General features: G+C 33.6%; 15 protein-coding genes and 1 other annotated feature. Of the genes, 6 read left to right on the top strand and 9 right to left on the bottom strand.

Annotation, left to right across the window (positions count from 1 at the left end; translation table 11 throughout):
* Positions 1-28 precede the first annotated feature (28 nt).
* The 5 genes from HMPREF3046_RS09305 to rpsF form a co-directional block, all read right to left on the bottom strand.
* The gene (locus HMPREF3046_RS09305; protein WP_002447983.1) at positions 29-277 is read right to left on the bottom strand and encodes a GlsB/YeaQ/YmgE family stress response membrane protein; all 249 of its coding nucleotides are present in this window, start codon (positions 275-277) and stop codon (positions 29-31) included.
* Positions 278-559: 282 nt separating this feature from the next.
* Positions 560-1,507 (bottom strand): hypothetical protein, encoded by a 948-nt coding sequence (locus HMPREF3046_RS09300; RefSeq protein ID WP_070718989.1) that lies wholly within the window; start codon positions 1,505-1,507, stop codon positions 560-562.
* A gap of 183 nt (positions 1,508-1,690) precedes the next feature.
* Positions 1,691-1,933 carry a 30S ribosomal protein S18 gene (gene rpsR / locus HMPREF3046_RS09295; RefSeq protein ID WP_002447994.1) on the bottom strand — a complete coding sequence of 81 codons (243 nt, stop codon included), beginning with the start codon at positions 1,931-1,933 and terminating at the stop codon, positions 1,691-1,693.
* Between the two features lie 42 nt (positions 1,934-1,975).
* On the bottom strand, positions 1,976-2,488 hold the full coding sequence (ssb, locus tag HMPREF3046_RS09290) for a single-stranded DNA-binding protein (protein WP_064206912.1): 513 nt from the start codon (positions 2,486-2,488) through the stop codon (positions 1,976-1,978).
* Between the two features lie 21 nt (positions 2,489-2,509).
* Positions 2,510-2,806, bottom strand: a complete 297-nt coding sequence (gene rpsF / locus HMPREF3046_RS09285) for a 30S ribosomal protein S6 (RefSeq protein ID WP_002447961.1) — start codon at positions 2,804-2,806, stop codon at positions 2,510-2,512.
* Between the two features lie 248 nt (positions 2,807-3,054).
* Here rpsF and HMPREF3046_RS09280 point away from each other — a divergent pair, with 248 nt between their 5' ends.
* Complete coding sequence (locus HMPREF3046_RS09280; RefSeq protein ID WP_002447995.1) at positions 3,055-3,246, top strand: hypothetical protein; 192 nt, start codon at positions 3,055-3,057, stop codon at positions 3,244-3,246.
* Between the two features lie 68 nt (positions 3,247-3,314).
* Here the strand turns inward: HMPREF3046_RS09280 and ychF are convergent, their stop codons facing one another.
* From ychF to HMPREF3046_RS09260, 4 genes are all read right to left on the bottom strand, one after another.
* Entirely contained in the window at positions 3,315-4,412 is a 1,098-nt protein-coding gene (gene ychF, locus HMPREF3046_RS09275) for a redox-regulated ATPase YchF (protein WP_002447976.1), read from the bottom strand.
* 11 nt (positions 4,413-4,423) lie between these two features.
* Positions 4,424-4,627: a DUF951 domain-containing protein gene (locus HMPREF3046_RS09270; protein WP_002448008.1), complete on the bottom strand. Its 204-nt coding sequence runs from the start codon at positions 4,625-4,627 to the stop codon at positions 4,424-4,426.
* A 20-nt stretch (positions 4,628-4,647) separates the two neighbouring features.
* Positions 4,648-5,526 carry a mechanosensitive ion channel family protein gene (locus tag HMPREF3046_RS09265; RefSeq protein WP_049432912.1) on the bottom strand — a complete coding sequence of 293 codons (879 nt, stop codon included), beginning with the start codon at positions 5,524-5,526 and terminating at the stop codon, positions 4,648-4,650.
* A gap of 129 nt (positions 5,527-5,655) precedes the next feature.
* The gene (locus HMPREF3046_RS09260) at positions 5,656-6,480 is read right to left on the bottom strand and encodes a ParB/RepB/Spo0J family partition protein (protein WP_064206910.1); all 825 of its coding nucleotides are present in this window, start codon (positions 6,478-6,480) and stop codon (positions 5,656-5,658) included.
* A 226-nt stretch (positions 6,481-6,706) separates the two neighbouring features.
* Positions 6,707-7,096, top strand: a binding site (T-box leader).
* A gap of 67 nt (positions 7,097-7,163) precedes the next feature.
* On the opposite strand from HMPREF3046_RS09260, the gene HMPREF3046_RS09255 reads away from it, so the two are divergent.
* The 5 genes from HMPREF3046_RS09255 (at position 7,164) to HMPREF3046_RS09235 (ending at position 14,298) form a co-directional block, all read left to right on the top strand.
* Positions 7,164-8,267, top strand: a complete 1,104-nt coding sequence (locus tag HMPREF3046_RS09255; protein ID WP_070718982.1) for a PLP-dependent transferase — start codon at positions 7,164-7,166, stop codon at positions 8,265-8,267.
* A complete protein-coding gene (gene metC / locus HMPREF3046_RS09250) occupies positions 8,264-9,439 on the top strand; it encodes a cystathionine beta-lyase MetC (protein ID WP_070718979.1) in 1,176 nt (391 codons plus the stop codon). The genes HMPREF3046_RS09255 and metC overlap by 4 nt, the downstream gene beginning before the upstream one ends.
* Positions 9,393-11,231, top strand: a complete 1,839-nt coding sequence (locus tag HMPREF3046_RS09245) for a bifunctional homocysteine S-methyltransferase/methylenetetrahydrofolate reductase (RefSeq protein ID WP_070718975.1) — start codon at positions 9,393-9,395, stop codon at positions 11,229-11,231. Before metC ends, HMPREF3046_RS09245 begins: the two co-directional genes overlap by 47 nt.
* Positions 11,228-13,474: a 5-methyltetrahydropteroyltriglutamate--homocysteine S-methyltransferase gene (gene metE / locus HMPREF3046_RS09240; RefSeq protein ID WP_070718972.1), complete on the top strand. Its 2,247-nt coding sequence runs from the start codon at positions 11,228-11,230 to the stop codon at positions 13,472-13,474. Before HMPREF3046_RS09245 ends, metE begins: the two co-directional genes overlap by 4 nt.
* Positions 13,475-13,551: 77 nt before the next feature.
* Positions 13,552-14,298: a cyclase family protein gene (locus HMPREF3046_RS09235; RefSeq protein ID WP_064206905.1), complete on the top strand. Its 747-nt coding sequence runs from the start codon at positions 13,552-13,554 to the stop codon at positions 14,296-14,298.
* Positions 14,299-14,453 lie beyond the last annotated feature (155 nt).

Below are 14,453 nucleotides of genomic sequence, written 5' to 3'. Positions count from 1 at the left end.
TAACGTAGTCCTCTTTAAAATACTATACCTATTTTTTGATTGCTTTTAAAATTAAAGAAACAATAAAAATAAGAATAATTGCACCGATTAGTGCTGGGAAGATTGGTACTCCGCCCCAAACAGGACCCCAAGTACCTAACAATTTACTTCCGATGAATGAACCGATTAAACCAGCAATGATATTACCTAAGATACCACCAGGGATATCTTTACCCATAATCATGCCAGCAATCCAACCGATTAATCCACCAACTATTATCATAATAATAAAGCCCATAGTTAGATTACTCCTTAATAGTTTTATTTTGTTTACTCCTTATTCATACCACCTATTTAAATTTTATAAACATAATTATTAAAATAATTTATTTTTTATAACAAAAACAACTAAATAATACCACCTATATATTTTATTAGTATTTATTCAATTAATGATTAAAAATATAAGACTACTAAAAAATAGCAACTATTTTTATATAAAATACTTGCTAAACATTATAAATAACTTTAAAGGAACAAAACATATTCAAGTTGAATATAATATCTTGTTCCCTTGTTTTTATTCTTCGATATTTGTGCTTTGATTATGTAGTTGTGCTTGTTCATTACGATCCGTTTGAGAAGTTGTGGGTTCTGCTTTAGTTTGTGTAGAAGGGTCTGTTGAAGTTGAATCATTGTTCTCGGATTGATCCGATGTCTGGACATCATTTTGAGTTTCAGATTGCGCACTATTTTGATTTTCTTCATTAGACGATGTATGTTGTGTTTCATTATCATTCTTTGTTTCATTATTTTGTACATCATTGTTTCGTTGTCGGTTACTTTGTTCTAATTTACTTTCATTCATTTGTTTTCTTTTAGCTTTTTCTTCATCTGTCATATTATTATAATTATCAACAATACTACCTGTATGTTTATCTACAATGGCTACATAAGGTGTTCCAGTACCATATGCGTCACTTGCTGCATAATCTATATAATACATCTCGTCAGTACTTTTACTAGGATTGTAATTAAATTCATTTCTTAAACGATGGCCAAATCCTTGATTTTTATACCAATCATAGACAACATCCTCTGCTTGTTTCGGTGTAAGTTCTTTATTCGAAGAATCGTTTGATTGATTGTCACTAGTTGAATGACTTTCATTCGTAGTCGTTTCATTATTTCCATTGATTCCATTTTCAGATTGATTTTGAGTATTCTGTTCGGATGACTGAATACTCTTATTATCATTGGGTTGAATATCTTCAGTTTGATTATAATTAGTATTTTCATCATTATTATTTTGCTGTGTGTCTGATGAATCTATATTTTTATTATTATTATTAGTATCATTATTTTTATTTGAATTATTAGACGTTTTATTTTTATTATCATTCTTCTCAGTTTTTTGCTTATCCTCTGAACTATCATTATTTCCGCCTGGTAAATGAATATTTAAATCACACGCACCCAAAAATAAAGTAGATGCAACAATACCTGCTAATAAATATTTTCTTCTCATTATCATCATAACTCCTTATGTACGTTTCTTTTAATGATAACATTTTATATTGCATACATTAAAGATATTACGCAATATATTTTAAAATCAACTTAATGTGTATAATCTATCCCTTTTTTATTACTACGACATAAAAATAACCCCGCAAGACTTGAGCTTACGGGGTTTAACACTAATTATATATTAGTTTTCATCTTTAACATATGGTAATAAAGCCATATGACGAGCACGTTTAATAGCTGTAGTCAACATACGTTGATATTTAGCTGAAGTACCAGTTACACGACGTGGTAAAATTTTACCGCGTTCTGAGATAAAACGTTTTAATAATTCAGTGTCTTTATAGTCAATATGTGTAATACCATTTGCTGTGAAATAGCATACTTTTTTACGACGACGTCCGCCTCTTCTTGGTCCACCTGCCATGGTTAATTACCTCCTTTTATATTTTTTCATCTCATTCTTTCGTTAGAATGGTAAGTCATCATCACTAATATCAATTGGACCATTCGCATTTGCAAATGGGTTATCTGATTGATTATTATTTGATGCACGATTGTTATTATTATAAGATGTATTTTGTCCTGATTGCGAACCACCAAATCCTTGGCCGTAATCTTGGAAATCATTATTTCCTTGATTACGTTGTCCACCTTGTGCATTTTTAGGTTCAAGGAATTGAACACTATCCGCTACAACTTCAGTGACAAATATACGACGACCTTCTTGATTTTCATAACTGCGTGATTGTATGCGACCATCAACGCCAGCTAAACTACCTTTTGAAAGATAGTTATTTACGTTTTCTGCTTGTCTTCTAAATACAACAACGTTAATAAAGTCAGCTTCGCGTTCCCCTTGAGCATTCGTGAAAGTACGGTTAACTGCTAGAGTAAATGTCGCTACACTTACGCCTGAGGGAGTACTTCTGTATTCTGGATCCTTAGTTAAACGACCTACTAATACAACTCGATTTATCATTTCAACGCCCCCATTTAATTATTACTTATCTTGGTCTTCACGGATAACGATATAACGGATAATATCGTCATTGATTTTAGCTAAACGTTGGAATTCGTCTGTAGCTCTGTTATTATCAGTTTTAATGCGTACGATGAAGTAGAAGCCTTCTTTGAAATCTTCAATTTCATAAGCAAGACGGCGTTTACCCCAGTCTTTTTCTTCTAAAACTTCTGATCCTTCTGAAGCTAAGATACCGTTAAAGCGTTCAACAACTGCTTTTTTAGCATCTTCTTCAATGTTAGGACGTACGACATACATAATTTCATATGTTCTCATTTTATAATTGCACCTCCTTGTGGTCTATGCGGCCTATCGAATCCTATCTATAGGCAAGGAATAATTTTCATTACTCACAATGAAGAATTATAGCATAGATGATTACTTTTTACAATAAATATTATTTGAAATATTTTGCCTGAAAGTGGATAAAATCTATCGTATTTGCCCTATAAATTTATATTCAAAATTTAAACATACCTTTTCAAAAGAGAACTGACAGTCTATAATGTCTTTGAGGTGTAACTATGCAATTAGATTTAGATTGGAATAAAGATTTTCAAGAGTTTCAAGAAATCTTAAATTGCGGTATCAATCCAGAGTGGCTATACTGTGCAAAAGCTAATATGATTCTTGAGCCAGCATATACTGGAGAAGGTAAACAATTTTTTAGCACCAAAGATATTATTAAAGCAAGTAAAGTTATACCGTTTTTTTAAGATATAACCATAATGATATAACTAAAGCGCGACGTCTATAATAAACAGATGTCGCGCTTTTTATATTCCTATACATTAAATCGGAAGTGAACAATATCTCCATCTTTCATAATATAATCTTTACCTTCTAAACGTTGTTTACCTGCTTCTTTCGCACCTTGCTCGCCACCATGCTCAACATAGTCGTCATAACTTGTTACTTCGGCACGAATGAAACCACGTTCGAAGTCTGTATGAATGATACCTGCACATTGTGGTGCCGTCATTCCTTGTCTAAATGTCCAAGCACGTACTTCTTGAACACCTGCTGTAAAGTAAGTAGATAATCCTAACAAATCATATGTTGTTCTGATAAGACGATCGAGGCCTGGTTCTTCAATACCTAAGTCTTCTAAAAACATTTCCTTATCTTCATCATCAAGTGTTGCAATTTCTTCCTCAATTTTTGCACTAATGACGATAACTTCAGAATCTTCTTTAGCGGCGTATTCACGAATAGTTTTTACTTTATCATTTTCATCGTCACCAATTTCATCTTCACCAACATTTGCAATATATAACATTTTTTTAGATGTTAATAATTGAGCTTGATTTACATATTTTTGATCTTCTTCATTAAAATCTAAACTACGAACTGGATTTCCTTCCTCTAACGCTTCTTTTATTCTAGATAAAATGCGGAACTCCATTTCGGCTGTTTTATCTTTTTGACGTGCCATTTTTTCAATTCGAGGCAAACGTTTCTCTACTGATTCTAAATCAGCTAAAACAAGTTCCATATTAATGACTTCAATATCATCTAATGGATTTACACGACCAGCGACGTGTGTCACATTTTCATCATCAAAAGCACGTACTACCTGACAAATAGCGTCTACTTCACGAATATGTGATAAGAATTTGTTTCCTAAACCTTCACCTTTTGAGGCACCTTTAACAATACCTGCAATATCTGTGAATTCGAAAGTGGTAGGAATCGTTTTCTTAGGTTCTACCATTTCTGTTAATTTATTTAAACGTGTATCTGGTACTTCTACAATCCCGACATTCGGATCAATCGTAGCGAAAGGATAATTCGCAGCGAGCGCACCTGCTTTTGTAATTGCATTAAATAGAGTAGATTTACCAACATTAGGCAAACCTACGATACCTGCTGTTAAAGCCATGAATCATTCTCCTAACTTTCAGTATCTTGATGAGATACTAATATTTTTTTTATTTTTTTATCAAACACTTGTCGTGGAATCATAATACTTCTTTGACAATTTTCACATTTAATTCGTATATCTGCACCCATGCGAATAATTTTAAATCGATTTGTTCCACAAGCATGTTGTTTTTTCATTTCTACTATATCATTTATACCATATTTTGGTGTCACAACATTACCCCCAACATTTATTAAGCATCTTGTTTATCGGTATTTCTTACGTACATGGGTTGTGGCAATTTAATCCCTTCTTGTACAAACATTTTTTGAATTTCTTTTCGTAAAATTCTAGAACCTGAAGCCCCTTCTCCAGGAATGGTTTCTGCTGATATTCTTATGATAACTTTTGTTTCATCTAACCCATCAATCCCTAAAACAACTGGATCAGTAACGAATAAGTAGTATTTACTGCGCATTGCTGTAAATAATTTATTTAATTTCTTTTCAACTTTATCTAAATTTTCATCAACTGAGACTGGAATTTCTACAATTGACGTACCATTAGTAATAGAATAGTTAGTAATCTCACCCATACTACCATTTGGTAAAATAGTTAACTCTCCAGTGATGGTATTAATACGTGTTGATCTCAATCCTATAGATTTTACTGTTCCTTCAGCAACTGTAGTACCACCGCTATTAATTTTAACATAATCACCTACATCAAACTGATTTTCAAAAATAATGAAAAATCCAGTAATAATATCTTTGACTATAGTCTGAGCTCCAAAACCAACAGCGATACCTACAACCCCGGCACTGGCGATAATCCCATTTACGCTAATTCCGAATTTACTTAATACCGTTGTGAGTACGATAAACCACACAATGTATCTGACAACATTTTTGATAAGAGACACGAGCGTTTTAGAGCGTTTTTTATTTCCTCTATTACTTTTATTTTGAAATTTAAATGCTTCTTCTATCGCTTTATTAATAATTCCAATTACAATTAAGCCTACTAAAATATAAATAACAACCATTGCTAATTTAGTTGCTAAATTTGTATATACTTCGGGTTCTGTTAATGGTTTAAATAGCGATGTTAACACGTTCTTCAACTGATTCATATAGCCCCCTCCTTTTCTATTTAGTCCATCTTAAATTGATACTCCAATTTATTTATTATACAAAATTTCTTCTAAAATTGTATCCGTCTTTTGATTTATCATTTTCTTTTTTATTTTATTAATAGGATACTATTCATTAAGTTTATCTATAATACGTCTAAACTCAGCCTCAGATTTAAACTCAAACACAATTTTCCCAACATTTTTAGATACAGATATATCTATATGAGTTCCAAATTTTTCCTTAAGCGCACGTTCTTGTTTCTGTATGAATTTGGGTTTACTTGGAGTATTTAATTTTTCTTTTTTAGACTGCCCACCGTCTTGGATTTCAGAAACAACTTTCTCTAAATAACGTACACTCCACCCCTCTTTGATTGCTTGTTTACCTATACGTTTCATCGTATTTACATCTTTTAATGCAAGTAAAGTACGTCCATGGGCACCTGACATGCGATTCTCTCTTACAAGCTTAGCAATATCAGAGGGTAAATTTAGTAATCTTAGCATATTAGCAATGTAAGGCCGTGATTTTCCTAACCTTTCAGCAACTTTTCGTTGTGTCAGACCAAAATCATTCATTAATCGTTGATAACTTTCAGCTTCTTCAATTGCATTTAAATCTTCTCTTTGTAAATTTTCTATAATAGCTAATTCCATCATGTCGGAATCAGAAAGAGATTTTACAATTGCAGGAACTTCCTCTAACCCAGCTAATTTAGAAGCTCGAAAACGTCGTTCTCCTACAACGATATAATATCCATGGATCGTTTTTCTTAAAACAATAGGTTGAAGTATACCATGAGTTGTTATAGACTCTGCTAAATCTTGAAGTTTCTCCTCATCAAATGTTTTTCTAGGTTGATAGGGATTAGCTTTAATACTTGAAATTTTAATATGTTGTACGTGTTCATCATTATTTAATTGAATACGTTGATCTTCAATGTTATCCACTCATAGTCCTCCCTTATCTTTAAAGTCATTACTTAATTTTAAAAAAAGCGTGTTATATCTACAAGTCTTATAAACTTTTTTAAGAAAAAATTTTACTAGGTAGAAAGTATATATATCAATCATTCAAACGATTTCTGAATTTATTGTTTAATCATAATTTTCAGAAAAGTTGTTGACAAATGTAATTTATGCCTGTAAGCTATGAATTAACTTAAAAAAACACAAATTACACACGGTAATAAGGAAAGTAAAACTTACACTGCAGATACAGAGAGTCTCGTAAGCTGAGAAGAGACATTGAAAGAAAGTTTGAAAATGGCCTTTGAGTGTTGATGCCAATATGAGGTATCAACGGGTTCGCCCGTTATAGCGATACAGTATTAACATTTATTGTTTAATGGCGTACTGGAATCACCGACGTCACTAAATTATCGTTAATACTCATTTATCTTCAAAAGTTAAATGAGTTTTTTATTACAAATATATCTGATCATTTACGATAATGTGTGTCACTTTTTCAAGTACTCCTAAAACATATTGGCGTACTGTTTGAGGTTACTTTAGCAATAAAGTAGCAAACAAAGGTGGTACCACGAAACAAGCTTTCGTCCTTTACATCCGATACATATCGGGTTTAAAGGACGAAAGCTTTTTTTATTTAGAAAATGATAGGAGGATTTGAAATGAAAGATACTCAGTTAGCACAAATTTCATTAACAAAGGATTTGACTGGTGCAATTGCTAATCCCATTTACTTATCGACGGCATATCAACATCCTCATCTAGGTCAGTCTACAGGATATGATTACACACGAACGAAAAATCCAACCCGCTCTTCATTTGAAGAAGCATTTGCCAAATTAGAAGGGGGTACCGCTTCATTTGCAACTTCAAGTGGTATGGCAGCAGTTCAACTTATTTGTAACTTATTTAAACCTGGTGATGAAATTTTAGTAGCTTTTGATTTATATGGAGGAACATTTAGATTATTTGATTATTATGAACAACAATACGGCATTCATTTTAAATACGTTGATTTTTTAAATTATGAAGAAGTCGAAAACAGTATAAATAAACATACAAAAGCACTCTTTATCGAACCCATTTCGAATCCTCAAATGATTCAAATTGATGTAGAACCATATTATGTTCTAAGTAAACAACATCATCTATTAATTATTATTGATAACACGTTTTTAACTCCATACTTATCGACACCTTTGGAACAAGGTGCTGACATTGTTTTACACTCAGCTACAAAATATATAGGTGGTCATAATGACGTACTTGCAGGCGTAGTGACAGTTAAAGATGACACACTTGCTGAACAATTAGGTCAATTTCACAATATGATTGGCGCCACATTGTCTCCACTTGATTGTTACTTACTCCAAAGAGGTTTGAAAACACTACATCTCAGAATAGAACGATCTCAAGATAATGCGCGTCGTCTCGCAAAACGTTGTGAAACATCCGCTTCGATTGATGAAGTACTCTATAGTGGAAAAACAGGTATGCTAAGTTTACGTCTTAATAAGGCTTATAGCGTGGCTAAATTTTTAGAAAATTTAGAAATTTGTATTTTTGCAGAAAGTTTAGGAGGAACTGAAACCTTTATTACTTTCCCATATACACAAACGCACGTCGACATGCCAGATGATGAAAAAGACAAACGCGGTATTGATGAACATTTAATTCGCTTATCCATTGGTATTGAAGATTATAAGGATATTGAAGCAGATATTATTCAAGCATTAGAAAATTCTAAAGTAGGAGTGATTTCATGAGCTTATCTAAAGAAACAGAAGTAATATTTGATGAACATAGAGGTGTAGATTACGATTCAGCAAACCCACCATTATATGATTCTTCAACTTTCCATCAAAAAGTACTTGGTGGTAACACAAAATTTGATTATGCCAGAAGTGGTAATCCTAATCGTCAATTATTAGAAGAAAAGTTAGCTAAACTTGAAGGCGGTCAATATGGATTTGCTTTTGCTTCAGGTATTGCAGCAATATCAGCCGTATTACTCACATTGCAAGCTGAAGATCATGTCATTTTACCAGATGATGTGTATGGTGGAACATTTAGACTAACTGAACGTATTTTAAATCGTTTTAATATTAAATTTACAACGGTAAATGCGACTCATCCTGAAGAAATTGAACAGGCCATTCAACCTAATACAAAATTAATTTATATAGAAACACCATCGAATCCATGCTTTAAAATCACTGATATTAAAGCAGTTGCTCATATCGCCAAAAAACATGATTTACTTTTAGCAGTAGATAATACATTTATGACTCCGTTAGGTCAATCTCCACTTACACTTGGTGCTGATATAGTGGTTCATTCTGCAACAAAATTCTTAGGTGGACATAGTGATATTATTGCTGGCGCTGCTATTACAAATCGCAAAGACGTCGCTGAAGCACTTTATCTACTCCAAAACGGAACAGGAACTGCTCTATCTGCACATGATAGTTGGACTTTAGCCAAACATTTAAAAACATTACCTGTTCGATTTAGACAATCTACATCGAATGCTGAAAAGCTTGTAGACTTTTTAAGTCAAAGAGATAAAGTTGCTGAAGTGTATTATCCGGGAAATAGTGACTTACATTTATCACAAGCTAAAAGTGGCGGTGCAGTCATTGGCTTTCGTCTAAAAGATGAAACAAAAGCTCAATCATTTGTAGATGCGCTAACTTTACCACTTGTATCTGTAAGTTTAGGCGGAGTAGAAACGATACTCTCACATCCAGCCACAATGTCTCATGCCGCTGTTCCAGAAAAAGTGAGAAACGAACGTGGCATTACATTTGGTCTATTCCGTCTAAGCGTAGGTCTTGAACAACCTGAAGAACTCATAGCTGATATTGACTACGCATTGAAGGAGGCCTTTAATGAGTCGATTATTGAACCATTTGAAGAACAACGTTTTAGTAGCTGATGGCGCAATAGGAACAATCCTCTATTCCGAGGGCCTAGATACTTGCCCTGAAGCATATAATCTTACACATCCCAATAAAGTTGAACGTATTCATCGTTCATATATAGAAGCAGGAGCTGATGTCATTCAGACAAATACGTATGGCGCTAACTTTGAAAAATTAAAAGTATTTGGCTTAGAGCATAAAGTAAAAGAAATTCATAAAGCCGCTGTACAAATTGCAAAACGCGCAGCCAATAAAGAGACATTTATTTTAGGAACGGTTGGTGGCTTCAGGGGAATAAAACAAGAAGATTTATCGCTTTCTACTATTCAATATCATACAGACAATCAAATTGATACTTTAATTGAAGAAGGTGTAGATGGTTTACTATTTGAAACCTACTACGATTTAGATGAATTAACGAGTGTGATAACAGCGACACGTCAAAAATACGATATTCCAATTATCGCACAACTGACCGCTTCCAATACAAATTATCTCGTTGACGGTACAGAAATTAACGAGGCGTTAAAACATCTCATTGAATGTGGCGCAAATGTGGTGGGCTTAAATTGTCACCATGGCCCACATCACATGCAACGCTCATTTTCACATATCGAACTACCAGAACATGCCTATCTCTCATGTTATCCTAATGCGAGCCTACTCGATATTGAAAATAGTGAATTTAAATATAGCGACAATGCTAAATATTTTGGTGATGTTGCACAAGAATTAATTAACGAAGGCGTTCGTTTAATTGGTGGTTGTTGTGGTACTACACCGGAACATATCTCTTACATTAAAGAATCTGTAAAAAATTTAAAACCGATTAAAAATAAAAAAGTTATTCCAATTCATCGAACAATTAATACAAATGCAAAACGTACATTAAAACAAAATTTAACATCAAAAGTAAAACAGAGACCTACTGTGATTGTTGAATTAGACACTCCAAAACATCTCGATACAGAATTGTTCTTTGAGAATATAGGTAAGCTAGATGAAGCACATATTGATGCAGTAACACTCGCAGATAACTCTCTCGCTACTGTAAGAGTCAGCAACATCGCTGCTGCAAGTTTAATCAAACAACAATATGATATTGAACCTCTTGTTCATATCACATGTCGAGATCGGAATCTAATTGGTTTACAATCTCATCTACTTGGCCTTTCACTCATCGGTGTTAGTGAAATTTTAGCCATTACAGGAGACCCTTCAAAAGTAGGTCATCTACCAGGCGCAACAAATGTTTATGACGTTAACTCAAAAGGTCTAACAGAACTTGCACTACGATTTAATCAAGGTATTAATGTTGATGGTGATGCGCTGAAGAAACATACCAACTTTAACATCGCCGGGGCGTTCGATCCAAACGTTCGTAAATTAGACGGAGCAGTTAAACGCCTTGAGAAAAAAGTAGCGGCAGGCATGAGTTACTTTATTACCCAACCTGTATATAGTAAAGAAAAAATCAAAGAAGTATATGAAGCAACTAAACATCTTGATATCCCACTTTTTATCGGTATCATGCCTATTGCAAGCTACAATAACGCACTTTTCTTACATAACGAAGTGCCTGGAATTAAAATGTCTGAAGATGTATTAAATCAATTTAAAGCAGTAAAAGATGATAAAGAAAAAACAAAAGAATTAAGTTTGAGACTGTCTAAAGAATTAATCGATACGGTACATGAATACTTTAATGGTTTATATCTCATTACACCTTTCCAACGTATTGATTATTCATTAGAGCTCGCAGCATATTCTAAAGCAATTACCCAAAACAAGGAGGCAATATCATGACAACAATTAAAACTTCAAACTTAGGATTCCCAAGATTAGGTAGAAAAAGAGAATGGAAAAAAGCAATCGAAAGCTATTGGGCTAAAAAAATCGATAAAACTGAATTAGATCAAACATTAACAGACTTACATAAAGAAAATTTATTACTTCAAAAGAATTATAATTTAGACAGTGTACCTGTTGGTGATTTCTCATTATATGACCATATTCTTGATACATCATTACTTTTCAACATTATTCCTGAACGTTTCCAAGGACGTACAGTAGATGATGATTTATTGTTTGATATTGCACGTGGTAATAAAGAACATGTTGCAAGTGCATTAATTAAATGGTTTAACACAAACTATCACTATATTGTTCCTGAATGGGATAATGTTGAACCTAAGGTGAATCGCAATATATTATTAGACCGTTTTAACTATGCTAAATCAATTAATGTAAATGCACATCCTGTCATTGTTGGCCCAATCACTTTTGTGAAACTTTCTAAAGGCGGTAGTCAGTCTTTTGAAGAGAAAGTTCAAACATTACTTCCATTATATAAAGAAGTATTACAATCTTTAGTAGATGCAGGTGCTGAATACATTCAAGTCGATGAACCTGTTCTCGTCACAGATGAAAGTGAAAATTATGAAAATATTACTAAAGAGGCTTATGACTACTTTGCTGATGCTGGTCTAGGAGAAAAATTAGTCATACAAACCTATTTTGAACGCGTGAATGTCAAATTCTTAAGCCGTTTACCAGTGGCTGGTCTTGGTTTAGATTTTGTTCATGATCATGGTTATAACTTAGAACAAATTAAAGCAGGAGATTTCGATAAATCTAAAACATTATATGCTGGTATTATTGACGGTCGTAATGTTTGGGCTGCAGATATTGAAGCGAAAAAAGAATTAATCGAAACTTTACAACCTTATGCTAAAGCAATTGTAATTCAACCATCATCTTCATTATTACACGTTCCGGTATCATTAGATGATGAAACATTAGATACATCAATTGAAGAAGGCTTAAGCTTTGCTACTGAAAAATTAGATGAGTTAGATGCATTACGTCGATTATTTAATAATAATGATAGTAAAAAATATGATGAGTTAAAAGCACGCTATGAACGATTCCAAAGTCAATCATTCAAAAACCTTGAATATGATTTTGATAGCGTACCAACCAGTCGTAAATCTGCTTTTAAAGACCGTAAAAAAGCACAAGACGCTCGTTTACATTTACCAGATTTACCAACAACAACGATCGGCTCATTCCCTCAAACAAGAGAAGTACGTAAATACCGTGCAGACTGGAAAAATAATCGAATTTCAGACGAAGAATATAACAACTTCTTAGAAAATGAAATCGCACGTTGGATTAAAATCCAAGAAGAGATTGGCTTAGATGTACTTGTACACGGTGAATTCGAACGTAATGACATGGTTGAATTCTTCGGTGAAAAACTTCAAGGTTTCTTAGTCACAAAATTTGGATGGGTTCAATCTTATGGTTCACGTGCTGTAAAACCACCAGTTATTTATGGAGATGTAAAATGGACTGCACCTTTAACAGTTAAAGAAACTGTTTATGCACAAAGCTTAACTGATAAACCTGTGAAAGGTATGTTAACTGGTCCAGTCACTATCTTAAACTGGTCATTCGAACGTGTAGACGTTCCTCGTAAAGTCGTTCAAGATCAAATTGCCTTAGCTATTGACGAAGAAGTATTAGCACTTGAAGAAGCAGGTATTAGAGTCATTCAAGTAGATGAACCCGCATTACGTGAAGGCTTACCATTACGTTCTGAATACCATGAACAATACCTTGCTGATGCAGTAAATTCATTTAAACTTGCAACATCTTCAGTCCAAGATGAAACACAAATTCATACACATATGTGTTATTCTCAATTTGGTCAAATCATCCATGCAATTCATGATTTAGATGCAGATGTGATTTCAATTGAAACCTCACGTAGCCATGGTGATTTAATCAAAGACTTTGAAGATATTAACTATGATTTAGGTATTGGATTAGGTGTATATGATATTCATAGTCCACGCATCCCTACTGAAGAAGAAATTGCAACAGCAATTGATCGTTCTTTACAACAAATCGACCGTTCTTTATTCTGGGTTAACCCTGACTGTGGTCTAAAAACACGTAAAGAAGACGAAGTGAAAGATGCCTTAACAGTACTTGTAAATACTGTTCGTAAAAAACGTGAAGAAAAAAGTAAACCTGTCGCATAAGATACAGGTAAGCATGTGAGGGAGAAATTGAGTTTTCCCCTCTTTTATTCTTATATTAGACTTTCGAGGTGAAATACATGACAAATTATCCATTATGGGATCAATTACAGCAACTAAAGACAGCAGAGTGGGTAGATTTAACCCATACTTTTGATCCAGACATTCCACGATTTAGTGAATTTGAAAAAGGTCAAGTCTCCACATTATTTACAGTCAAAGAACATGGCTTTTATGTACAACGTTGGAATATTGTTACACAATACGGTACACACATTGACGCACCGATACATTTTGTAGAGAATAAACGTTATCTTGAGGATCTTGATTTAAAAGAATTAGTCTTACCACTTATCGTGTTAGATTATTCAAAAGAAGTAAAAGATAATGATGATTTTATCGTGACACGCCAACATTTAGAACAGTGGGAAGCGGAGAATGGACGCATTGAAGAAGGTACCTTTGTCGCTTTACGTACAGATTGGTCAAAACGTTGGCCAGATTTTGAACAATTCGAAAACAGAGATGCTGATGGTAACCAACATTTACCAGGTTGGGGACTGGATGCTTTAAAATTTTTAATTGAAGAACGCGGTGTAAAATCGATTGGTCATGAAACATTCGATACAGATGCGTCAGTAGATACAGCAAAAAACGGCGATATTGTTGGAGAACGTTATATACTTGGACAAGATACTTTCCAACTTGAACTCTTAACAAACCTAGACCAATTGCCTACGCGCGGCGCAGTCATTTATGCGATTAGTCCCAAACCGAAAGATGCACCAGGTTTCCCCGTCCGTGCATTTGCTATCAAACCATCTTAAATATAAGTGATATATTGATAATGAGCGATCAAATTGATCACTTTCCTATATAATATATAACATCCTGATACTAAAGTACTTGAGCGAGACGAAGTATCAGGATGTGTTGTTATTTATATTCATTTTCATATTCTTTTCTCAACAAGCTATACACA

Source organism: Staphylococcus sp. HMSC070D05, from assembly GCF_001815595.1.
In the GTDB taxonomy this organism is placed as follows: Bacteria; Bacillota; Bacilli; order Staphylococcales; family Staphylococcaceae; genus Staphylococcus; species Staphylococcus hominis.
The sequence above is the reverse complement of the archived record's forward strand: the minus strand, read 5'-3'. Positions and strand labels throughout refer to the sequence as shown.